The following is a 20,227-nucleotide window of genomic DNA, read 5'->3' as shown; positions in this document are numbered from 1 at the left end:
GTTAGGCCAGCCTAAAAGACTTAAGCACACCGATTTTTCGGTGGCCCTAAAACGAGCGCGCTGTCACAATCAGTGTACTGACAGGGTGACTGCGTCCCCGGTACTGACGCCGAAGGCCTCGTCGCCACGGCCGCGATTGACAGCGAGTTCGACGTTTCCATGGCTGCCGACAGTGACCAACCGCTGGCCTGGATCGACGGCGGCGTAGGCGCGCCGGACCGGAGCCTCGGCACCGTCGACTGTAACCGTCCCGCCGAACCGGTCGCCGAGTACGTCACCGGGGATGTTCGTCACGGCGTTGCCGAAGTCGTCGACGACAAGAATCTCGCCGGTCGCCTCGTCGCCGTCGACGGACGGGTCCGGAAACTGGAGGGCGACGTAGTCGTCAGTCAGAGTCGTTTCGGGCCGCGATTCGATGTTTTCGACGCCGGTGTCGTGGACGGCCGCCGCGGCGGGCGCGAACACGTCCCGCCCGTGGAACGTGCTGCTCGCGGGGTCGTCGTAGGCCCAGGTGAACACTTCGAACGCGTCCGCAGCGCGTCCCCCGTTTTCGGCCAGTTCGCGGGCGACCGGCAGGAGGACGCCGTTGTCTGGCCCCACGAGCGCGTGCTCGCCCGCGCGGACGACGATAGCATTCCTGTCGGTCCCGACGCCCGGATCGACCACGACGCAGTGGACTGCCGGCGGAAAGTACGGGAGGGTCTGCGTGAGCCAGAACGCCGCGGCCCGAACGTCCTGCCGCGGGAAGTCGTGGGCAATGTCCTCAATGCGGGCGTCGGTCGCCTGACAGATGACGCCTTTCATCGCTGCGGGGTAGGGTGAGCCGAAGTCCGAGCTCAGCGTTATCATCAGTCATCGAGGTCCTCGATGGACTTCTCGACCGACTCGTCGGCGGCGGCGTACCGTTCGAGCGAGTCGCTGTCCGAGACGTGCTGGAGTCGCTTGATGCCGTGGATCTCCTCGATGACCTGTACGACGGACGGCGGGACCCGATCCCGCCAGGACTCATCGTCGATCATCCGCTGTCGGATCTCGCTGCCCTCCAGCCGGTCGCGGTCGAACATGGGCGACTGGCGGACCTCGATGCCAGCCTCCTCGAACAGCCGGACGACCAGCGGGTTGTTCGAGTAGGCTACGTCGAAGTCCGGACACATGCTCTCGACGTGGCTCACCCAGACGGCGTTGCGGTTGATGTCCTCCAGGGGCACGACGTACGTCGTCAGGTCGTACTCCGCGACGGCCTTCGTAATCATCATGATCCGCTCACCGGCCGTAAAGGGATCATGTGTGGTGTGTGAATCGTCGGCGCTTCCGATGCCCAGGACGAGCTCGTCGACTTCCTCGGCGATGCGCTCGACCATCGAATGATGGCCGTTGTGGTAGGGCTGGAAGCGGCCGATGTAGAACCCACGCATACTCCCCAGTGGGTGTGGTGGTTTGATAAACCCGACGACGCGCAGTGGCACCGTTACCGCCAACCGCATTCGGCCGCTGTATTGCGGTTTTCTGGCATTGTAACGACCGACGCGGGGAGAAAGTATATCAGTCGACAGTCCTTCCATGCAGTTGTTAGCAACGTTTGTATGAGCGACAACACCGACACCGACGCGACTCCCGACTCCGACCGGGAGGCAACCGACGCTGGGGAGGAGGCGTCGAACAACGGGGCCAAGCAGAACCCCGACGAACCTGCCTCTGAACCCTCGGCCGAGGAGCCGACCGAAGACCGATGGGGCGGCGAGGGAGAAACGTCCGAAACGACACTCGGAAGCGATGTCCAAGTTGACGGCGAGTCCGAACTGGAGGGAGACGAGGATAACCTCCTCGGCGGCCTCGAAATCGAATCGACGGCCGACATCGAAGTCCCTGACCGACTCGTCGACCAGGTCATCGGGCAGGACCACGCCCGTGACGTGATCAAGAAGGCGGCCAAACAGCGCCGCCACGTGATGATGATCGGCTCCCCCGGAACGGGGAAGTCGATGCTGGCGAAGGCGATGTCCCAGCTGCTTCCACGGGAGGAACTGCAGGACGTTCTCGTCTATCACAACCCCGACGACGGCAATGAACCGAAAGTACGCACTGTCCCCGGCGGCAAAGGGGAACAGATCGTCGAGGCCCACAAGGAGGAGGCCCGCAAGCGCAACCAGATGCGGACCTTCCTCATGTGGATCATCATCGCCATCGTCATCGGCTACGCCCTGATCCTCGTCCAGCAAGTCCTGCTGGGGATTCTCGCGGCCGGTGTCATCTATCTCGCCTTCCGCTACGGCTCGCGTGGCAGCGACGCGATGATCCCGAACCTGCTGGTCAACAACGCCAACCAGAAGACCGCGCCGTTCGAGGACGCCACGGGTGCCCACGCCGGTGCGCTGCTGGGCGACGTTCGCCACGACCCGTTCCAGTCCGGCGGAATGGAGACGCCGAGCCACGACCGCGTCGAACCCGGCGCGATCCACCAGGCCAACAAGGGCGTGCTGTTCGTCGACGAGATCAACACGCTCGACATCCGCAGCCAGCAGAAGCTGATGACGGCCATTCAGGAGGGCGAGTTCTCGATCACGGGCCAGTCCGAGCGCTCCTCGGGCGCGATGGTCCAGACCGAGCCCGTCCCCTGTGACTTCATCATGATCGCCGCGGGGAACCTCGACGCCATGGAGAACATGCACCCCGCACTCCGCTCCCGTATCAAGGGGTACGGGTACGAAGTGTACATGGACGACACCATCGAAGACGACCCCGAGATGCGGCGCAAGTACGCGCGCTTCGTCGCCCAGGAGGTCGAAAACGACGGTCGGCTCCCGCACTTCACTGAGGAAGCTGTCCAGGAGCTCATCCTCGAAGCCCGACGCCGCGCCGGCCGGAAAGGCCACCTCAGCCTGAAGTTCCGTGATCTGGGCGGACTGGTCCGCGTCGCCGGCGACATCGCTCGCGCCGAAGACCGCGACCAGACCGAGCGTGCGGACGTGCTGCAGGCGAAACGGCGCTCCCGGTCCATCGAGCAACAGCTCGCGGACAACTACATCGAGCGCCGCAAGGACTACGAGCTCACCGTCAACCAGGGCGACGTGATCGGCCGCGTCAACGGACTCGCCGTCATGGGCGAGGACAGCGGTATCGTCCTCCCCGTGATGGCCGAGGTCAGCCCGTCACAGGGTCCCGGCCAGGTCATCGCCACGGGACAGCTCAAGGAAATGGCCGAGGAGGCCGTCCAGAACGTCTCGGCGATCATCAAGAAGTTCTCCGACGAGGACATCTCCGAGAAGGACGTACACATCCAGTTCGTCCAGGCCGGTGAGGGCGGTGTCGACGGCGACTCCGCCTCGATCACGGTCGCCACCGCGGTCATCTCCGCGCTGGAGAACGTCCCCGTCAAGCAGAACCTCGCCATGACCGGCTCGCTGTCGGTCCGGGGCGACGTGCTCCCGGTCGGCGGTGTCACGCACAAGATCGAGGCGGCCGCGAAGTCCGGCCTCGATACGGTCATCATCCCAGAGGCGAACACCCAGGACGTGATGATCGAGGACGAGTACGAGGACATGATCGAGATCATCCCCGTCTCGCACATCTCCGAGGTCCTGGAGGTCGCACTGACCGGCGAAGCGGAGAAGGACTCGCTGGTCGACCGCCTCAAGTCCATCACGGGCAAGGCGCTCGAACACGAGGTCGGCCGGCAGAGCGGCGGCAGTCCCAGCCCCCAATAGATGCCCGAGTGGGCCGCGTTCGTCGGCCTGACGGGATTCCTTTTAACCGCGCTACTCGGTCTCGCACGACTCTCGCAAGGAGCGGTGCGGCCCGACGGCGGCGTCTCATCGACAGTCGACAGCGTTTCGAAAGCCACCGAGCACCGAGACCCAACCATCCCACGCTTCGAGACGCAACGGGCGGCGGCCCAGCGACAGCAGATGCAGGACAAACTTGCCCCGAGCGACCTTTCGACGGGGATGGTGCTCGCCAACGTCGCGTTCACGCAGGGGGTGTTCGGCGTGTTGCTGGTCGCCGGCGCGTTCTACTTCGAAATTCCGGCCAGCGCGTTCGGTATCACCACCGAGGCGTTCTCGACCGGACTACCGGCGCTGGCAATCGGCATCGGTGCGGGCGTCGGTTTCTGGCTGGGCAACGAACTCGCCGCCGCGCTGGCCGACGGCTTCGGCGTCGCCTTCGACGAATCGCTGCGGGAACTGCTCGCACCGGACTCGGCCGGGGGCTGGGTCGTCCTGCTGGGGGGTATCCTGCCGGTCATCGCCATCGTCGAGGAACTCCTCTTCCGGGCGGCGGCTATCGGCGTCCCCGTCGCGGGTCTGGGCGCACCAGCATGGGCGATGGCTCTCGTCGCGTCCGTCGCTTTCGCGCTGGGCCACGGCGCACAGGGCCGTGCGGGCATCGTCGTCACCGGCACGCTGGGGCTGGCGCTCGCCGGCCTGTTCATCGCAACAGACAGTCTGCTCGCCGTCGTCGTCGCCCACTACCTCGTCAACGCCCTCGAACTGATCGTCCACGAGGGGCTGGGCGTCGACCGGCTCTGGGTCTAGAGGCCCTCGACGGCGCGGAGCTTCTGCTCGACGGGCGGCGGCGCGGCGCTTGGCCCGTCCCGGACTCGATGGTCGGGAATCAACAGCGGCACAGGGTTCGCGGCCAGCGCCTCCCGGACCTGTGCCAGGTCGTCTTCGTCGTCATCGTCCAGGTCGGGCATCATCCGTGCGACCTGTGCGACGGAGGCGTCTTCGCCATAGGGAATCTCCCGGACGGCTTCCAGCACCGTTCGCTGGGCCGTCGGAACAGTGAGACCGACAGTAACGTCCGTGAAGTCGTCCTCGACGCCCTGGAGGTACTCGTCGATGCGGTCAAGCAGGGCGTGGTCTTCGCTGACATCGTCCTCGGGCTGGGACGGGAACGACAGCGAGATGATCCGGTCGCCGGCCTCTCCGAGCTGGACGTATCGGTCGAGATACGACGACTCGCGGGCGTAGATTCCTGCGTCCCCGGTCGGTGCTTCCATGCTAGCGTCGTCGGCCGGTCGCCCCTTCAACATTCGGCCTTGGATTGACTGTATCACAGACTGGGCAGCGCTTTCGAACAGCCAGAAAGCCCCGAGGCGCTGGGCTCCTGCGACTCGCTGCGCCCTTCGCTCACTGCGTTCGCTCCAGTGCTTGCGTCGCCTCGTACCCCCAGCGCCTCGCCCCTTTCATCCCCACCCAGCCTGGATTGTCCAACGGGCTTTCTGGCTCTTTGAGGAAAAACAACGAAACCGAGATCCGCCGTCAGTCCTGGAACGAGAGCACGGTGGGGTAGTCCGAGATGAGCCCGTCGACGCCGGCCCGGACCAGTTCCTGGGCCTGATACCAGGTGCTGACTGTCCAGGTGTTCAGCGTGCGGTCTTCGTCGTCGGCGATCTCGACGAGGTCGATGTCGCTCAGGTCGGACTCGATGTAGCCGTCGTCGTTGAAGAAGGGCGTTCCCTGAATCGTGTTCCAGGGGACGTTCATCGCTTCGCAGTCGTACCGTCGGGTGACTTCCAGGCCCGTCTCGATGCTGTCCCAGAAGAGGAAGGCGATGGGGACCGAGTCGTCGTAGTCGCGGACGGTCGCCAGCGCGGCCTCGTAGAACGAGGAGACGAGGATATCGTTATCGTACTCGCTGGCGAGGTCGAGTGCGCGCTCGGTGTAGGGCCGCCACACCTCTCGCTGGGTCGACAGCGTCTGGTCCGACAGCGACTCGGCGAAATAGAGGTCCTCGCTGCCGGGGTTCTTGAACTCCAGGTTGACGGCGACGCTCGGCGGAATCGAGTCCATGACTGTTTCGAGCGTCGGGACCGTCTCCGCAGTGCCGAGAACCTTCGCACTGGTCACAGTGTCGGTGTCGGTCTCGAAGACGAGGCCCTCGGTGTCGGTCAGGCCGCGCTCGCCGCCGTCGCGTTCGGCCAGTCCGTTGTCGTGGAAGGCGACGAGCGTGCCGTCGGCCGTCGGCACGACATCGACCTCGATCATGTCGGCGCGTCGGTGGGCCGTCCGGGTCCCTGGGCCGCCGAACGACGAGGCCTCGACGGCCAGTTCCGTGTTCTCCGGGTAGACGCCGGCGAACCCGCGGTGGGCGATCAGCGTCGTGTCGTCGGGCATCTCCTCGTCCTCGGTGTTTTCTGATTCACTTTCGTCTGATCCGTCGTCGTCCGATTCATCGTCGGACTCCTGGGCCGTTGCGCCGCCGACGAGTCCCGCGCCTGCCAGCGTCGCCGCGGTTCCTTCAACGAACATCCGCCGACCGATGTACTGTGACATGGCAGGTACGGCTGCCAAGCGGTCGCGAAAGACCGTTTATATGAGTGATATGTCCATCTCGGTAGCCGTGGGTGACAGCGTTCAGGTCTGTAGCCGTACATACCGTACCAGTCAGGCTTACTCGCCGATCCGCTCGCGGGCCGCCGCCACGACCAGCGGGAGCGTGATCGTCGCGTCGGCGTACACCGAGACGTTACGGGCGTCCTTTTCCAGTTTCCCCCACGAGCGGGCCTCCTCCAGCGTCGCACCCGAGAGGCCGCCGGTGTTCGAGGGGTCCATCGTCAACTGGACGGCATAGTCGTAGGCGTCGGGCGAGACCAGCATCGTCTGGAGGACGTAGTTCTTCGGAACGCCGCCGCCGACGACCATCGCGCCGGCGCTGTCGGCCTCGTAGGCGATGTCCGTGATCTGTGTCATGTCCGCCAGCGCGTCGACAGTGAACTCGCTGGTTTGTGAGTACATCCACGCCTGCAGGCCGAGCACCGAATCCTGGAACGCCGGGCAGTACACCGGCACGTCGTTCTCGTAGGCGGCCGCTAGTACGCCGGCGTCTTCGGGCACGTCCTCGCGGTCGTTGACCTCGCTGTTGGCCCGGCCCAGCTCCTCGGTCATGCGCTGAATCGAGACGGGTCCCTCCTCTTCCAGCGTCGAGAACACCTCGTCGCGGAGGTGGTTCTCGAACAGGGCGAAATGCTCCTGTGGGAGATAGACGTTGTAGATGCGGTCGACACCCTCGTCCCGCAGCGTCTCGTCGTGTTCGCGCTCGGTCCGGTCCTCGGGCGTGACCTCGCCGTGGTGGTGCTTCCCGCCGATGGCCTCGATGCTGTCGTGGGTGCAGTTCGCGCCCGTCGTCACGAGTACGTCGATGTGGCCGTCGCGGATGAGTTCGCTCACGATGGCTCGCATTCCGGTTGGCACCATCGCGCCAGCGAGTCCGAAGAAGGTCGTCACGTCGTCGTCGAGCATCTCGCTGTAGATGTCGACGGCCTCGTGGATATCGCTCGCGCCGATGCCGGCCTCGCCGTAGCTGTCAGCCAGTTCTCCGACCGTCATGCCGGCCCGGGCCTCCGCGTGGCCGATGGGGTCGTGATGGAACGTCTCGCGCTCGTCGGTGTGGTCGCTCATTGGACGCCAGTCGGGCGCGCCGATGTTTCAACGCCCCGGTTCGCCGCGCCGGGGCGTCGCTGTCTCACCAGGTCGTCCGCGCCCTGTGCCCCGTCTCGACGTAGCACACGGCAGGCCAAGCGGAGGCCTTAGCGTCACCGACGCTGACCCACCGACATGGACACTTCCGCGTTCCGCCGCGGCGTCCGCGACGCGGCTCCGCTGTTGCTCGGCATCGTCCCCTTCGGCCTCGTCGCCGGCATCGCCGCCGTCAACGCAGGGTTCGGACTCTCGATGGCAGTCGGACTGTCCGTCGTCGTCTTCGCCGGCGCGTCGCAGATCGCCGCCCTGGAACTACTCGGACAGGACGCCCCGCTCTCCGTCGTCGTGGCGACGGCGGTCGTCATCAACCTCCGCTACCTGATGTACTCGGCCTCCATCGCGCCGTACTTCCGCGATTTCACCGCCCGGTGGAAGGCCGTCCTCGCGTACGTCCTCACCGACCAGGCGTACGCCATCTCCGTCGCCAGCTATCGGTCCGACCGCCCCGTCGACCGCAAGTGGTACTACCTCGGCGCGGCGGTGACGCTCTGGGCGGTGTGGCAGGTCACCACCGTCGCCGGCGCGCTGCTCGGGACCGGCGTCCCAGACGCCTGGGGGCTGGAGTTCGCCATCCCGCTGGTCTTTCTCGCGATCCTCGTCCCGGCCATCGAGGACCGGGCGTCCGCGGTCGCGGCCGTCGTCGGGGGCGCACTGGCCGTCCTCGGCGCGGGCCTCCCGCTCAATCTCGGCCTGCTCGTCGGCTCGGCGGTCGGCATCACCGCCGGCGTTGTCACCGAGTCGCTCGCGGAGGGGACCGATGGCGACTAGCTACGACCCGGTTGCGCTCGCCGTGGCCATCGCCCTCGTCGGCGTCCTGACGTACGCCTGCCGGCTCTCGTTCATCGCGCTGTTCGGCCGCCTCGACGAGATTCCGCCCGGCGTCGAACGCCTGTTGCGGTTCGTCCCCGCGGCCGTCCTCGCCGCACTCGTCCTCCCGTCGTTTGTGACGCTCGATGCCGCGGCCTTCGCCCCCGACAAGTTCGTCGCGGGAGCGCTCGCGGCCGGCGTCGCCTGGCAAACAGAGGACGTGTTCGCGACGATGGCCACGGGAATGGGCGTCCTCTGGGTGGTCCGGTTCCTGCTGTGATGTGGCCTCCCAGCGACGATCCAAAGCGAAGTCGCGACAAGAAATGCGGGCCGGGAGGCGCTGCTCCCGCCCGAGAACGGCTCAAATCCGGAGATGTGCCGGCGGGTCGACGGCTTCGAGTTGTTCTAACAGTCCGAGGCGGTTCTCCTCGACCCACACCTCCGCGATCTCGTCGTCTTCCAGTCGGTACATCGCCATCCCCGTCCATTCGACTTCGTGACCGGTCGGCTCCACGTCGTGGTACTCGCCTTTGTGGGTCCCCTTGGCGGAGTACCGAACGGCGACAGTGTCACCTTCCATGACCATCGCGTCGGTCGTGCCGCTGTAATCGGGGAACCGCTCGAAGTGCGATTCGAGGAACTCGATGACCTCGTCGGGGCCGTGGAGGTCTTCGTGGATACTGTGCTCGACAACGTCGTCCGCCAGGATCTCGGCCAACGTCTCCAGGTCTCGTTCGTTAAACGCATGCAGATACCGTCCGATGATATCCGCGTTCGTGTGTTCGGTCGTTGACATGGACTTGCCTCACGCGTGGCGCTTCGGGCATCGGGCCAGCGTCCGGCTTGCCTGAAGCCCCACATCGGTGTTCGTCACGGAATGTGTTAGTCTTTAACGTGGGATGGCCGGGATGGTGAAGCACGTGGGAACGTGTGTTCGAATATCGAACCGCGACGGCAGGGAGCCGCCCGGAGTCAGCCCAGGTCCAGCGCCGCCCCACAGCAGTCCGACCGGTACTGCTCGTGTTGCTCAACGAGCTTGCAGTCCTGATAGCGGCGGGCGACGAGGCCACCACACGCTTCGCAGGTGAGGACGTGCTTCGGCTCGGTGAAGGCCGGACAGTGCACGTCGGTGTCGAGCGTCTCGGCCCGCTCCCGGAAGGCCTGGCCGTGGTCGGTCGTCCCGTCGCGCTGATACTGCTCGACGTGGATGAGTTCGTGGCGCAGCGTCGCTTCCCAGGCGTCCCGCTCGAAAGCCGAGAACGCGTCCCAGGTCAGCGACACCGTACACGGGAGCGGGCGGCCGTCGCTCCCCTCAAGGCTGTCCCAGTCGTATCGCTCGCCGACGGTGGCGGCGATCAGTTTCGGTCGCTTGACCGCGGCGGCCCGGCGTTTGGCGCGGTGGGACACCTCCCAGTCGACGAGGTCGAACCGGACCGAGACACCCCACTCACGGCGGACCCCGCGACAGTACTTCTGCGACCAGGCGACGAGGTCCGCATCCGATACAATACCCTCGTACGAAACGACGCCAGCCATCGCCTCAGAGGCCGGTCGGGCAGTCGATGTAGGTCGTCTCCAGCCCCCAGTCTTCGACGACGGTCTGGAGCGACTGGACGCCGAACGTCTCCGTCGCGTAGTGTCCGGCAAGAACGACGTGAATCCCCGCTTCGCGCGCCTCGTGGAAGGCCTGCTGTTTCCCTTCGCCGGTGATGAGCACGTCAGCGTCCGCCTCGACGGCCTCCTGAAGCCAGTCGACGCCGCTGCCGGTGACGATGGCGACATCCTCGATAGTCGACGGCCCGAAGTCGAGTACCTGAACAGACTGCCCGCCAGTGTCGAGAGTTCCCTCGAGGGTATCAGCGAGCTCGGTGACTGTCTGGGGCTCCACGAGGGTCCCGCGCTGGCCGATGTGCTCGCCGCCCATCGACCCGAACGGAGCGCGGTTGGCGAGGTCCAGCAGGTCGGCGACACCAGCGGCGTTGCCCAGCGACTGGTGGCCGTCCAGTGGGAGGTGCGCGACGTACAGCGCAAGGTCGTCGTCGATCAGCGGCGCGACCCGGCGGTAGTTGGTTCCCGTCACGCGCTCCATCCCTCCCCAGACGATGCCGTGGTGGGTCACGAGCAGGTCAGCGCCCGCCTCGACGGCGCGGTCGATGGTCTCGACGGCCGCATCCACTGCGAAGGCGACGTGCTCGACTGGCTGGTTCGCCGGCCCGACCTGCAGCCCGTTCGGGCTGGCATCGATGTCGGCGTAGGCCTCGATGTCGAGTCGGTCGTCGAGACGCGTCCCGATGTCTTCTGCGTTCATAGCGCGGGCTTCGAGATGCCCGGTGGTATGCTTTTCTCTACTGGCGTCCAGCTACCCGTCCGATTCGACCAACTGGCCGTTCTCCTGGCCGATGAGGTCCCGGTCCACCGCGGCGTCGATGATGGCGTCGAACTGCTCCCCGTCGATGTCGTAGGCGTTGACCGCGACCTCGCGGATCTCCGCGCGGTCGACCGGCATCTCGCGGTTCTGGAGCAGGCGCATTACTTTGTTGTACTCCAGTTTCGTCAGCGAAGGGCCGTCGGCGCTGCCGTCGCTGGTATCGCTACTCTCAGCGTCGTTAGCTCCGGTCTCAGCTCCCGCCGTCCCTGTATCGCGTTCCGAAGTCGACTCCGCTGCTCGTTCGTCCACGGGGTCCGTCGCAGTGTCCGTCTCGTCCGAGTCCGTCGCCTCCGGCTCCGGTGTCGAGTCCGCCGTCGCCGCCGACCGCTCCGATGCCGACTGACCGTTCGTACCCGCGCTGTCATCGCCCAGAAGCGACCCGTCGTCGGCCGGCTCGACCACGCTGTCGGCCGTCGTCGGCTCGTCACTTGTCTGGGTTTCAGAATCGTCCAGCAGGCCCGGCGGCTCCGCGGTCCCGGTATCAGTAGCTGCCTCCGCCGTCTCGCGGGCGTCCGCTTTCGCCGCCTCGACAGCCGGTTCGACGATGGTTGCGAGCTTCTCCCGGCAGGTCGAGCAGAGCACGACGGTCCCCTGCTTTTCGGCTTCCGGGTCCAGCGATTTCGGGATGATCGGATACTCGGAGAGCGAAACGTCGAGCGCGCCACCGCAGAAGTAACACGACGATAGCTGGTCCATGCCCGCAAGAACGACGGCCCGTTTAATAAATGACCTCTTGACTCATCGGACACCGTATACCAATCCAAGCGGTCCGGACAGGGCTGACGGTACGCCAATGTATTCGATGTATTAAAACAAATACAGCTTACCGGTCGAGAAACCCACGGACCAGTTTGCCGACTTCGTCACCCGGCTCCAACCACGGCGTGTGGCCGTGTTCCGGGAGTTCATGGAACTCGGCGTCGGGCATCTTCTCGGCGACGGGACGGCCCACGTCGGGCGGCCAGAAGGTGTCGTCCGTCCCCCAGACGAACTGCGTCGGGCGGTCAACACCCACGATTTCGTTTCGGATGTCGAACAGCGGGTGGGCGCGGCCGTAGGACCCCTGTGCGGTCGCCAGCGACCGCTGGCTTTCCTCTCGGCCGGGCAGGTCCTGGCCAGCGGCAAGCAGTTCGTAGAACACGGCCGGTATCGCCGAGGCGTCGACAACGTTGACCCGCTGCATCGACTGCTTGGCGTTCTCCACCGGGTCGCCGCGGCTCATGAGCCAGAACAGGGCGCGATTGAGGCCGCGGACCGTCAGCAGGCGAAACAGGAGCGGGAGGTCCCGCGAGACGCCGCCCGGTGCGCCGACCAGTTGCAGTCGGTCCACCCGGTCGTGGTCGATTGCGAGCAGGAACGACTGGAGGCCGCCGTGGGAGTTGCCAACCACGTGGGGCCGGTCGATAGCGAGATCATCGAGGAGGGCCACCAGGTACGCGACCAGAAACGAGCGCAGGTTTCGGTCCCGGTAGCTCGGAGCGGCCGAGAGGCCGAGTCCGGGCCGGTCGGGGACGTACACGCGGTACTCGTCGGTGAGCGCCGGAAACAGGGGCAGCCACGTCGCCGCCGGCGTCCCGACGCCGTGAAGCAGCAATACGGGCTCGCCCTCCGGGTCCCCGCCCACAAGGTAGTGAACCCGGCCCGCCGCGTCTGTCTCGGTTACTCGGGACTCGACAGCGAGGTCGTAGTGGTCGGCGAGACGGGTCTGGGCGTCCGCGTAGCGGCGCTCGGCCGGATTGGGCCAGTCATCGGGCGACAGCGCGCGATCCTGCGGGACTGTGGTATCGGTGTTCATACGCGGACGGTCTGGCGCTGGGCGTATCAGTATACCGCGGAGTAGTCGAAATACGAACGATTGGCGGAACGTAGGGTGCTATAATCAGTTCGGACACCCGTAATTGTGCTGCTCGGTTCGTTTAATACAGAGAACCTTTTACTGGGTCAAACCTCTGTTAGGACGTATGGAGGCAGTTCAACGGATGTTGTTTCGTGAGCCAGACGGCCGACGGAAGGGCCTCGTATTCGCACTCTTCTCGTTCATTTGCATCCTTGGCTGGGTGTATTTCGGTATTGTACTCAACGGCCCGCACAACATGCTCTTTTTGGGTATCGCGTTTGCGTTCTCTGGGGTAGCCGAATCGCTGCCACCGAACCGACACCGTTCGGCAGGCGTACTGCGAATACTTGGTCTCGGTATCCTCGTTGCCTTCCTTGTGCTCCTCATATTGCGTCCAGAATCGATATGGGGCTGAGCGCGAGCAACCGGGTTTGACAACGACGCACACCTACTGTGCGGTCTATTCAGGCGATACTATCTGAGAGTAGCACCGGCTGTCTGACACCCTGATACATTCGGAATTAGCCGTCGGCTGCGTGGGCGAACACGAACGCCCGGAGGAGTTTCGCGGCCAGCGTCGCCGCCTGTCCGTCGTCGCGGTCGTTGACCTCCACGGTGTCGAACCCGACGGCCTGCGGTGCGACGGCCCGGACCACGTCGTGTAGCTCCCGCGGTTCGAGGCCGAACGGTTCCGGCGTCCCGGTTCCCGGCGCGAACCCGGGGTCGGCGGCGTCGATGTCGACGGAGAGGTACACCCGCTCGTCGTCGAACGCGGGCGACCAGTCGGCCACGTCCTCGGGCGGAACCACGGTCACGTCGGCCTCGCTCGCGCGGTCCCATTCGGCTTCCGAGCCGGTACGTGCGCCCAAGACGATTGCTTCGTCGGCCACCGAGAGCGCGTGATGGGTCACCGTCGCGTGGGAGTACTCGTCGCCGGCGTAGGACTCGCGCAGGTCCAGATGCGCGTCCAGACAGACGAACACGTCGGGGTCGAGGGCGCGCACGCCAGCGATGGAGACGGTGTGTTCGCCGCCGACGAGAAGTGGGACAGCCCCCTCGCTATCGAAATCCGAGAGGGTACCCTGGAGGTAAGTGAGGTACTCGGCGACATCGGCCGTGGGACCGATATCGCCGTGATCGTAGACAGAACAATCAGTGAAGTGCTGGTCGGTGCGGTGGTCGTAATCGTCGAACTGCTGGCCGAACTGGCGGACGCGGCGCGGGCCGAACCGCGCGCCGGGGCGAAACGACGTGGATGCGTCGAGTGGCGCGCCAACGAGCGCGTAGTCGGCCGCCCCGCGGTCGGCCCCCGCACCGGGCAGCATCGTTACGAGCGTGTGATTTTGCGCTGCTCTTCGTACTGGAGGTACTCGATCTCGTCGTCGGGCTGGAGGTCGATGTCCTCGGGGACGCGCATGGTGAACGTGTCGTAGGTATCGAGGTCCATGACCTGGGCGTCGTTACCGTCGGTGGAGACGACCTGGCCCTGCTTTCGGTTGACGATCGGGACCCAGACCTTCGCGTCGACGGGCTGGGACAGCGAGCGCTTCTTGCCGTCGAAGACACCCTTGGCGTCGATTCGGGCCTTGGCACTGCCGTGCTTGCCCGGCTTGGCCGTGCTGTAGGAGTTGATCTTACACGGCGTGTCTTCGATCATGACGTAGCTGCCTTCGTCGAGCTCTCGAACTTCGGTCTGCTCTCTTGCCATACCGCCGGATTGCCACTGTTCGGGTATAAACGGTTTGGAATGCCGTAAGCGAGGGCTGTCGCTACCGACTCCGTCGCTGGGCGCGTCTGGTGTGGCTGGTTTTCGACCGCTTTGAGCGACCCGACAGCAGTACCGAGTCCCACAACGGTTCCCGTGTCCACCCCACAGTTCAAGTGAGCTTGCACTAACCACACAGACGTGGCACTCTCGTTCGACCTGTTCGGGACACTCGTTGCGACGGACCGGCCCGAGGAGCCGTGGGACGCCGTTGCAGCGGCGCTGTCGGCCCGGTCGGTTCACGTCCCAGAGGGCTGGGAGGACGCCTACCGCTCGGCACACCGCGAGTACGACCGCGGGCAGGAAGCGCCGCTGGACGAGCACGTTCGACTGGCACTTGCCAGCCGCGGAATCGAGATCACCGAGGAGACAGCAGCCGAAGCCGTCCTCGATGCGTTCGATAGCCCAGTTACTGTCCACGAGGGAGCCATCGATGTCTTGGCCGCCGCAGCACAGCGAGGGCCAGTCGGGATGTGCTCGAACTGCAGCGTTCCGGGACTGGTCGAGCGGACACTGGACCGTGCCGACATCGAGTCCGAGAGCGGCCAGACATTCGATGTCGTAATTACCAGCGTCGGCTGTGGCTGGCGGAAACCGCATCAGCGCATCTTCGCGGCGACCGCCGACGCGCTCGGCGTGGGGATTTCTGACCTCGTCCACGTCGGCGACGACGCCCGCACTGACGGCGGCGCGGGCCGCGCGGGCGCACAGTCGATTCTCCTTGACGACCATTCGCTGCCGGCGATAGCCGAGAAACTCCGGGAGGGAGAGCTGTGCTGAGCGCGCTGGCCGTGGCCGTCGCCAGCGGGCTGGAACTCACCGTCGGGGAACCGCCGACCCGGTTCCACCCCGTCGCGTGGTTCGGGCGACTCGTCGGGGCCGTCGACCGCGAGTGGGACCACCCGCTCGCGGTCGGGACGCTTGCTGTGGTGCTGTTGCCGCTCGGAGCCGCGACGGTCGTCGGTGGCAGCGTCGCGCTCGCCGCCGCCCGCGAACCGCTGGCTGCCGCAGCGCTCGCCGGCCTTGCGCTGTTTTTGACCACCAGCCTCCGCAGCCTCCTTTCGACCGCTCGGGGGGTCATCGCCGACACCGAGGTCGACCTCGCGGCTGCTCGGGACGGCCTGCTCGCACTCGCTGGCCGGGACGCCAGCGCTCTCTCGGCGGGCGAGGTCCGCAGCGCGGCCGTCGAGAGCGCGTCGGAGAACCTCGCCGACGGCCTCGTCGCGTCGCTGGCCGCGTTCGTCCTGGGCGGGCTGGCCGCGGCAGGCGGTGGCCTTCCACCGCTTCCCGTCGCCGCCGGCGCGGCGGCGTGGGTCAAGGCCGTCAATACGATGGACTCGATGCTGGGCTACCGCTCGAAACGCGTCGGAACGCCCGCGGCGCGGCTCGACGACGCCGTGATGTGGCTCCCGGCGCGGGTGAGCGCGCTGCTGCTTGCCGTCGCCTGCGGGTCGCCCCGCTCGGTGGCCCGCGCCCGGGCCTGGCTGGACGGCGTCCCCTCACCGAACTCCGGGTGGCCGATGGGGACGGCCGCCGCGGCGCTGGACGTGCGACTCGAAAAGCCAGGCGTGTATGTGCTGAACCCCGCGGGAGGACTCCCCGACGTGGCGACGGCCCAGCGCAGCGTGACGCGGGTCGGCGTCGCCGGGCTGTTGGCGTACCTGCTGGCCGGCGTGGGGGTGTTCGCGTGGTTCTGACCGCAGTTCGGGGGGCGCTGGGCTTCCTCTCGCGGCTCCCGGTCGGCCACAGCGAGCGGGCCTGGGACGCCTTCGTCGGGACGCCCGCGGCGTTCCCGCTGGCCGGCTACGTCGTCGGCGGCCTCGTCGCCGTCCCGTTTCTCGCCGTCGGTCTGCTCCCAGCGCCGGTCGTCGCCGCGGCGTATCTCGGGAGCGTCGTCCTCGTCACCGGCATCAACCACGCCGACGGCCTCGCCGACCTCGGGGACGCCGCCGTCGTTCACGGCGACCCCGCCGAGCGCCGCGACGTGATGCGGGACACCACCGTCGGCGTCGGGGCCGTCCTCGCGCTGGGGACCGTCCTCCTCGCGCTGGCGCTGGCCGCGCTGGCCGCTGCCGGGCTCCCGCCGCTGGTCGCCGTCGCGCTGGTCCTCGCTGCCGAAGTGGGGGCAAAGCTCGCGATGGCGACGCTGGCCTGCGTCGGTCGGCCGAGCCACGACGGGTTCGGGTCGACGGTTATCGACGGGAACGGCCCGCGCCAGCTGTTCGCCTCGCTTACCGTCGCGCTCCCGGCCGCTATCGTCGCCGTTCCGGTGACCGCGGTCGCAGTCCTCACCGGCCCGCTGCTCGCCGTCGCCCTCTCACGATGGGCGGACCGCCGACTGGGAGGCGTTAGCGGGGATATCTTCGGCGCGGCCAACGAACTTACGCGCGCCGTCGCGCTCCACACCGGCGTCGCCGTGTGGTCGCTGTTCGGTGGCGTCTGGCCGGTGTCGCCGGGCGATATGGGGGTGCTCGCATGGACGCTCTGGTGATGTGTGGCGGGCGCGGAACAAGACTTGACACCGACGCCGAGAAACCGCTGTTCCGAGTCGGCGGCGTCCCGATGGTCGACCGGGTCGTCGGCGCACTCAGGGATAGTTCCGTCGAGAGAATTATAGCCGTAGCGTCGCCAAACGCACCACAGACTCGGGCACATCTGGACGTGCCCTGTATCGAAACACCGGGCGAGGGATACGTCGCAGACCTCGACAGCGCGCTGGCCCATGACCGTCTGTCACGGCCGGTGCTGACAGTTGCTGCCGACCTGCCGCTGTTGGACGGCGACATCGTTGACCGCGTGCTCGACGAACACAACGGGGGCTCGCTGACAGTCCTGGTCCCGGCCTCGCTGAAGCGCGGGCTGGGCGTCAGCGACGACACGACATTCGAAAGCGGCGACCGAGAGGTCGCGCCGACGGGCGTCAACGTCGTCGGCGACGGTCCCGACGATGCCTGGCTCACGCGGGACCGACGCGTCGCGGTCAACGTCAACACGCTCGCTGACGCGCGCGTCGCAGAACAGTGGCTGTAACGATATAGCGGCAGAAACCGAACCACCACGAAACCTTCTCCACACCGCCCGCCGTAGCCCCTCGGCATGGACCCTGACTCGGTCGACGGTTTGCGAGCGAGCGGCGGCGACGGGGCCGCTGACGCCATCGGTCCGGACGGCCGCGTGCCACACGGCAGCAGCGACGACCCGGACCTGCTGGATTTCAGTGCGAACACGAACCCCCGCGTTCCACCGGGTTCGGCGAGGACGTACCGAGAGGCGTTCGACGCCGCCCGCTCGTATCCGGCCGACGACTACCCCGAGTTCCGGGCGGCCGCAGCAACATTCGTCGAGTGCGAGCCCGAGCAGGTGATACCCACGGCCGGCGGCCTCGAGGCGATACGCCTGGCGATTCAGACGACGGTCCGGGCCGGCGACAGCGTCCTCATCCCCTATCCGAGTTTCGGCGAGTACGCCCGCGAAGTCCGGCTCCAGGGCGGAACGCCGGAGTTCGTCCCACACGACGAACTGCTGTCGGTCGACCCGTCCGGCCACGCACTCGCTATCGTCTGCACCCCGAACAATCCGACCGGCGAGACCGCCGACCCATCGGCGCTTCGGGCCTTCGCCGATGACTGTCTTGCCGCCGGGACGACGCTGCTGGTCGACGAGGCCTTTCTCGGCTTTACCGGCGAACCCTCGCTGGCGGGCCGTGAGGGCGTCATCGTCGCGCGCTCACTGACAAAACTGTTCGGCCTCCCCGGCGTCCGGATGGGCTACGCCGTCGGAGCGGGCACAGCCAGGGACCGCCTCGCCACTGCCCGCCGTGCCTGGTCGATGAGCGCCGCCGCGGCCGCGGTCGGCACGCACTGCTACGGGCAACGCGAGTTCGTCGCCGAGACGAAGGCCCGCGTCGCCGAGGAGCGAGCCCGCATGCGGGAGCGGCTGGCGGCGCGGTTCGACGTGTTCCCCTCCGATGCGCCGTTTCTCCTGCTGGCGGTCAGCGACGGCGACGAAACCGTGGACGAGATCCTCGTCTCGGCCCGCGAGGCCGGGATCGCACTCCGGGACGCCCGGACGTTCCGCGGGCTGGATGCACACGTCCGCGTCGCCGTCAGAGCCCCCGACGAAAACGACCGGCTGCTGGACGCGCTGGATGTTTGAGACGACCGTTCGGGACGGCGTCTGTCAGGTCCGCCGCGAGGATGCTCGCTGGCTCTCGACGGCGTGGGACGGCGGCTACCGAGTGGCAGATTCTGTCTACAACGTCACCGTGCCCGAGGGGTTCGAGCGGACCGACCTCGACGCTTATCGCGCTGAACGGCTGTCTGCGGCCGGCTTCCCCGTCGGCCCGGCGCTGCTCACCGGCGTCCACATGGCCCACGCCCGCTGTGCCCGGAGCGGCCCGGTATCGGTGCTGGCGACCGCGGGTCTCTCGAACCCCGCCGCGCTGCCGATGTCGAGGGAGGATGGAGCGGACGGTGCCGATGGGACAACGTCGAATCCGGCGGACAGCCCCGACTGGCGACCCGGCACGGTCAATCTCGTCGTCGGCGTCGACCGCGCGTTGGGCGACGGCGCACTGGCGACGCTGCTCGCGACAGTCGTGGAAGCCAAGGCCGCGACGCTGCTCGACGCCGCGGGCGTGCCCGGAACTACCTCGGACGCGGCCATCGTCGGCTGTGTCCCGAGCGCTGAGCCCGCCCACTTCGCCGGCAGCGCGACCGAAATCGGGGCCGCCGCTCGTGTCTGTGTCCGCGACGCTATCCGGGCGAGTCTCGCTGCCCGATACGACGGCAACGCCCTGCCGACCGTTGAGGGCGCGGAGTACGGCGTGGTCACCGACCGCGAGACCGAGGTGTTCGAGCCGTGAAAGGGCCGGTTCTCCCACACCGGTCCCGGAGTCCAAACGGCTAAACAGAATCCGGTCGAACAGACGGGCATGAGCGACAACACGGCCGGACCGACCGCCGAGCCCATCAGCCCGAGCGCGCCCGAGGAGTTCGGGCTGGTGCAGGTCTGGTGGGGCGACGGCAAAGGGAAGACGACGGCGGCGCTGGGGATGGCGACCCGCGCCGTCGGCCACGGCTACCGCGTCCACCTCCTGCAGTTCATGAAAGGCGGGACAAGTACCGTCGAGGACGTGCGCGGGGAGTACAACGCCATCGCCGCCTTGCCGGGCTTCTCCTACGAGAACGCGGGCCACTACGGCTGGCACGGCTTCCTCGATGGCAGCGAGGACGACGAGCACGAAGCCCGCGCGAAGGGCGCACTCGACCGCGCCCAGGAGATTATTCAGGCCAGCTCCGACGCCGACCTCTCGACGCCCCAAGAGGCCGACGGAGCGCCAGAGGAGGGCGTCAACATGCTGGTCCTCGACGAGATACTCTACGCCGCCAACCGCGGCCTCGTCGATCCCGAAGACGTGGTGTCGCTGATCGAATCCAAACCGGATGATCTCGAACTGGTCCTGACGGGCGGGCACGAGCGACCAGAATTTCTGACCGACCATGCCGATCTCATAACGGAAGTCAGCAAGGAGAAACACCCTATCGACGCCGGACAGGGCGCGCGGAAGGGGACGGAGTTCTAGACGGGTCTCAGCAACGGAGTGGGTTCATTTCTTTGTCAGAGTGTCATACTACTCTTCGCAAGATGTTGATTTCAGATAGGGTAGCCTGAAGACACTTCACAGTACGTCTGTTTATTGAGCGTCAATCACTGGGAGACGATTGCAGAGTCGATGGTGCTTCGTTATCTGTATTGCCTGAGGACTCGTGTACAAGTGCCACGCCAGCATTAACGCCGCCGAGCCAGAGACAACCCAGGAAAACCACTATCGACAGATCATCGGAGAGGAGAAGACTGTTTGGCGTAAGAAGCATCAGCGTGGGTGCCAACACACCGACGAGAGTGTA

General features: G+C 66.6%; 23 protein-coding genes. 11 read left to right on the top strand and 12 right to left on the bottom strand.

The window, feature by feature from the left end:
• Positions 1 to 69 precede the first annotated feature (69 nt).
• Both NDI54_RS04640 and NDI54_RS04635 read right to left on the bottom strand, forming a co-directional pair.
• Positions 70 to 849, bottom strand: a complete 780-nt coding sequence (locus tag NDI54_RS04640; RefSeq protein WP_310895308.1) for an SAM hydrolase/SAM-dependent halogenase family protein — start codon at positions 847 to 849, stop codon at positions 70 to 72.
• Complete coding sequence (locus NDI54_RS04635) at positions 849 to 1,415, bottom strand: nicotinamide-nucleotide adenylyltransferase (RefSeq protein WP_310895307.1); 567 nt, start codon at positions 1,413 to 1,415, stop codon at positions 849 to 851. Before NDI54_RS04635 ends, NDI54_RS04640 begins: the two co-directional genes overlap by 1 nt.
• Positions 1,416 to 1,583: 168 nt before the next feature.
• Between NDI54_RS04635 and lonB the strand changes: the two genes are divergently transcribed.
• Positions 1,584 to 3,704: an ATP-dependent protease LonB gene (gene lonB / locus NDI54_RS04630; protein ID WP_310895306.1), complete on the top strand. Its 2,121-nt coding sequence runs from the start codon at positions 1,584 to 1,586 to the stop codon at positions 3,702 to 3,704.
• Positions 3,705 to 4,532: a CPBP family intramembrane glutamic endopeptidase gene (locus NDI54_RS04625; RefSeq protein ID WP_310895305.1), complete on the top strand. Its 828-nt coding sequence runs from the start codon at positions 3,705 to 3,707 to the stop codon at positions 4,530 to 4,532.
• On the opposite strand, the gene NDI54_RS04620 is transcribed toward NDI54_RS04625, so the two are convergent.
• From NDI54_RS04620 to NDI54_RS04610, 3 genes are all read right to left on the bottom strand, one after another.
• Positions 4,529 to 5,032: an MGMT family protein gene (locus tag NDI54_RS04620; RefSeq protein WP_310895304.1), complete on the bottom strand. Its 504-nt coding sequence runs from the start codon at positions 5,030 to 5,032 to the stop codon at positions 4,529 to 4,531. The two genes, NDI54_RS04625 and NDI54_RS04620, sit on opposite strands and share 4 nt — an antisense overlap.
• 229 nt (positions 5,033 to 5,261) lie before the next feature.
• On the bottom strand, positions 5,262 to 6,275 hold the full coding sequence (locus NDI54_RS04615) for a glycerophosphodiester phosphodiesterase (protein WP_310895303.1): 1,014 nt from the start codon (positions 6,273 to 6,275) through the stop codon (positions 5,262 to 5,264).
• Between the two features lie 117 nt (positions 6,276 to 6,392).
• Positions 6,393 to 7,400: a deoxyhypusine synthase gene (locus tag NDI54_RS04610; protein ID WP_310895302.1), complete on the bottom strand. Its 1,008-nt coding sequence runs from the start codon at positions 7,398 to 7,400 to the stop codon at positions 6,393 to 6,395.
• A gap of 156 nt (positions 7,401 to 7,556) precedes the next feature.
• On the opposite strand from NDI54_RS04610, the gene NDI54_RS04605 reads away from it, so the two are divergent.
• Both NDI54_RS04605 and NDI54_RS04600 read left to right on the top strand, forming a co-directional pair.
• Positions 7,557 to 8,249, top strand: coding sequence for an AzlC family ABC transporter permease (locus NDI54_RS04605; protein ID WP_310895301.1), 693 nt, complete (start codon positions 7,557 to 7,559; stop codon positions 8,247 to 8,249).
• Positions 8,239 to 8,568, top strand: a complete 330-nt coding sequence (locus NDI54_RS04600; protein WP_310895300.1) for an AzlD domain-containing protein — start codon at positions 8,239 to 8,241, stop codon at positions 8,566 to 8,568. The genes NDI54_RS04605 and NDI54_RS04600 overlap by 11 nt, the downstream gene beginning before the upstream one ends.
• Before the next feature lie 81 nt (positions 8,569 to 8,649).
• On the opposite strand, the gene NDI54_RS04595 is transcribed toward NDI54_RS04600, so the two are convergent.
• From NDI54_RS04595 to NDI54_RS04565, 7 genes are all read right to left on the bottom strand, one after another.
• The gene (locus NDI54_RS04595) at positions 8,650 to 9,084 is read right to left on the bottom strand and encodes an ester cyclase (protein ID WP_310895299.1); all 435 of its coding nucleotides are present in this window, start codon (positions 9,082 to 9,084) and stop codon (positions 8,650 to 8,652) included.
• A gap of 176 nt (positions 9,085 to 9,260) precedes the next feature.
• Positions 9,261 to 9,824 carry a transcription elongation protein SprT gene (locus NDI54_RS04590; RefSeq protein WP_310895298.1) on the bottom strand — a complete coding sequence of 188 codons (564 nt, stop codon included), beginning with the start codon at positions 9,822 to 9,824 and terminating at the stop codon, positions 9,261 to 9,263.
• 4 nt (positions 9,825 to 9,828) lie between these two features.
• A complete protein-coding gene (locus NDI54_RS04585; protein ID WP_310895297.1) occupies positions 9,829 to 10,596 on the bottom strand; it encodes a Nif3-like dinuclear metal center hexameric protein in 768 nt (255 codons plus the stop codon).
• Between the two features lie 51 nt (positions 10,597 to 10,647).
• Positions 10,648 to 11,412: a hypothetical protein gene (locus NDI54_RS04580; RefSeq protein ID WP_310895296.1), complete on the bottom strand. Its 765-nt coding sequence runs from the start codon at positions 11,410 to 11,412 to the stop codon at positions 10,648 to 10,650.
• Between the two features lie 127 nt (positions 11,413 to 11,539).
• Positions 11,540 to 12,511: an alpha/beta fold hydrolase gene (locus NDI54_RS04575; RefSeq protein WP_310895295.1), complete on the bottom strand. Its 972-nt coding sequence runs from the start codon at positions 12,509 to 12,511 to the stop codon at positions 11,540 to 11,542.
• A 563-nt stretch (positions 12,512 to 13,074) separates the two neighbouring features.
• A complete protein-coding gene (speB, locus tag NDI54_RS04570; RefSeq protein ID WP_310895294.1) occupies positions 13,075 to 13,878 on the bottom strand; it encodes an agmatinase in 804 nt (267 codons plus the stop codon).
• A gap of 2 nt (positions 13,879 to 13,880) precedes the next feature.
• Positions 13,881 to 14,261: a translation initiation factor IF-5A gene (locus NDI54_RS04565; protein ID WP_004515075.1), complete on the bottom strand. Its 381-nt coding sequence runs from the start codon at positions 14,259 to 14,261 to the stop codon at positions 13,881 to 13,883.
• A 198-nt stretch (positions 14,262 to 14,459) separates the two neighbouring features.
• Between NDI54_RS04565 and NDI54_RS04560 the strand changes: the two genes are divergently transcribed.
• The 7 genes from NDI54_RS04560 (at position 14,460) to NDI54_RS04530 (ending at position 19,902) form a co-directional block, all read left to right on the top strand.
• On the top strand, positions 14,460 to 15,098 hold the full coding sequence (locus NDI54_RS04560) for an HAD family hydrolase (RefSeq protein ID WP_310895293.1): 639 nt from the start codon (positions 14,460 to 14,462) through the stop codon (positions 15,096 to 15,098).
• Positions 15,092 to 16,015, top strand: a complete 924-nt coding sequence (locus tag NDI54_RS04555) for a CobD/CbiB family cobalamin biosynthesis protein (RefSeq protein WP_310895292.1) — start codon at positions 15,092 to 15,094, stop codon at positions 16,013 to 16,015. Before NDI54_RS04560 ends, NDI54_RS04555 begins: the two co-directional genes overlap by 7 nt.
• Positions 16,006 to 16,809: an adenosylcobinamide-GDP ribazoletransferase gene (gene cobS, locus NDI54_RS04550; protein ID WP_310895291.1), complete on the top strand. Its 804-nt coding sequence runs from the start codon at positions 16,006 to 16,008 to the stop codon at positions 16,807 to 16,809. Before NDI54_RS04555 ends, cobS begins: the two co-directional genes overlap by 10 nt.
• The gene (locus NDI54_RS04545; RefSeq protein ID WP_310895753.1) at positions 16,809 to 17,348 is read left to right on the top strand and encodes an NTP transferase domain-containing protein; all 540 of its coding nucleotides are present in this window, start codon (positions 16,809 to 16,811) and stop codon (positions 17,346 to 17,348) included. Before cobS ends, NDI54_RS04545 begins: the two co-directional genes overlap by 1 nt.
• 66 nt (positions 17,349 to 17,414) lie before the next feature.
• The gene (locus tag NDI54_RS04540; RefSeq protein WP_310895290.1) at positions 17,415 to 18,473 is read left to right on the top strand and encodes a threonine-phosphate decarboxylase; all 1,059 of its coding nucleotides are present in this window, start codon (positions 17,415 to 17,417) and stop codon (positions 18,471 to 18,473) included.
• Positions 18,466 to 19,182, top strand: coding sequence for an adenosylcobinamide amidohydrolase (locus NDI54_RS04535; RefSeq protein WP_310895289.1), 717 nt, complete (start codon positions 18,466 to 18,468; stop codon positions 19,180 to 19,182). The genes NDI54_RS04540 and NDI54_RS04535 overlap by 8 nt, the downstream gene beginning before the upstream one ends.
• Positions 19,183 to 19,251: 69 nt before the next feature.
• Positions 19,252 to 19,902, top strand: a complete 651-nt coding sequence (locus NDI54_RS04530; protein ID WP_310895288.1) for a cob(I)yrinic acid a,c-diamide adenosyltransferase — start codon at positions 19,252 to 19,254, stop codon at positions 19,900 to 19,902.
• Positions 19,903 to 20,227 lie beyond the last annotated feature (325 nt).

The organism is Haloarcula terrestris (genome assembly GCF_031624315.1).
In the GTDB taxonomy this organism is placed as follows: Archaea; Halobacteriota; Halobacteria; order Halobacteriales; family Haloarculaceae; genus Haloarcula; species Haloarcula terrestris.
The sequence above is the reverse complement of the archived record's forward strand: the minus strand, read 5'-3'. Positions and strand labels throughout refer to the sequence as shown.

What these genes read in the sequence shown, in the direction of transcription:
- NDI54_RS04625 (WP_310895305.1), top strand. Translation starts at nt 3,705, where the DNA reads ATGCCCGAGTGGGCCGCGTTCGTCGGCCTGACGGGATTCCTTTTAACC.
- speB (WP_310895294.1), bottom strand. Translation starts at nt 13,878, where the DNA reads ATGCTGCCCGGTGCGGGGGCCGACCGCGGGGCGGCCGACTACGCGCTC.
- lonB (WP_310895306.1), top strand. Translation starts at nt 1,584, where the DNA reads ATGAGCGACAACACCGACACCGACGCGACTCCCGACTCCGACCGGGAG.
- NDI54_RS04565 (WP_004515075.1), bottom strand. Translation starts at nt 14,261, where the DNA reads ATGGCAAGAGAGCAGACCGAAGTTCGAGAGCTCGACGAAGGCAGCTAC.
- NDI54_RS04635 (WP_310895307.1), bottom strand. Translation starts at nt 1,415, where the DNA reads ATGCGTGGGTTCTACATCGGCCGCTTCCAGCCCTACCACAACGGCCAT.
- NDI54_RS04540 (WP_310895290.1), top strand. Translation starts at nt 17,415, where the DNA reads ATGGACCCTGACTCGGTCGACGGTTTGCGAGCGAGCGGCGGCGACGGG.
- NDI54_RS04590 (WP_310895298.1), bottom strand. Translation starts at nt 9,824, where the DNA reads ATGGCTGGCGTCGTTTCGTACGAGGGTATTGTATCGGATGCGGACCTC.
- NDI54_RS04610 (WP_310895302.1), bottom strand. Translation starts at nt 7,400, where the DNA reads ATGAGCGACCACACCGACGAGCGCGAGACGTTCCATCACGACCCCATC.
- NDI54_RS04600 (WP_310895300.1), top strand. Translation starts at nt 8,239, where the DNA reads ATGGCGACTAGCTACGACCCGGTTGCGCTCGCCGTGGCCATCGCCCTC.
- NDI54_RS04585 (WP_310895297.1), bottom strand. Translation starts at nt 10,596, where the DNA reads ATGAACGCAGAAGACATCGGGACGCGTCTCGACGACCGACTCGACATC.
- NDI54_RS04615 (WP_310895303.1), bottom strand. Translation starts at nt 6,275, where the DNA reads ATGTCACAGTACATCGGTCGGCGGATGTTCGTTGAAGGAACCGCGGCG.
- NDI54_RS04595 (WP_310895299.1), bottom strand. Translation starts at nt 9,084, where the DNA reads ATGTCAACGACCGAACACACGAACGCGGATATCATCGGACGGTATCTG.
- NDI54_RS04575 (WP_310895295.1), bottom strand. Translation starts at nt 12,511, where the DNA reads ATGAACACCGATACCACAGTCCCGCAGGATCGCGCGCTGTCGCCCGAT.
- NDI54_RS04530 (WP_310895288.1), top strand. Translation starts at nt 19,252, where the DNA reads ATGAGCGACAACACGGCCGGACCGACCGCCGAGCCCATCAGCCCGAGC.
- NDI54_RS04605 (WP_310895301.1), top strand. Translation starts at nt 7,557, where the DNA reads ATGGACACTTCCGCGTTCCGCCGCGGCGTCCGCGACGCGGCTCCGCTG.
- NDI54_RS04545 (WP_310895753.1), top strand. Translation starts at nt 16,809, where the DNA reads ATGTGTGGCGGGCGCGGAACAAGACTTGACACCGACGCCGAGAAACCG.
- NDI54_RS04535 (WP_310895289.1), top strand. Translation starts at nt 18,466, where the DNA reads ATGTTTGAGACGACCGTTCGGGACGGCGTCTGTCAGGTCCGCCGCGAG.
- NDI54_RS04580 (WP_310895296.1), bottom strand. Translation starts at nt 11,412, where the DNA reads ATGGACCAGCTATCGTCGTGTTACTTCTGCGGTGGCGCGCTCGACGTT.
- NDI54_RS04640 (WP_310895308.1), bottom strand. Translation starts at nt 849, where the DNA reads ATGATAACGCTGAGCTCGGACTTCGGCTCACCCTACCCCGCAGCGATG.
- NDI54_RS04620 (WP_310895304.1), bottom strand. Translation starts at nt 5,032, where the DNA reads ATGTTGAAGGGGCGACCGGCCGACGACGCTAGCATGGAAGCACCGACC.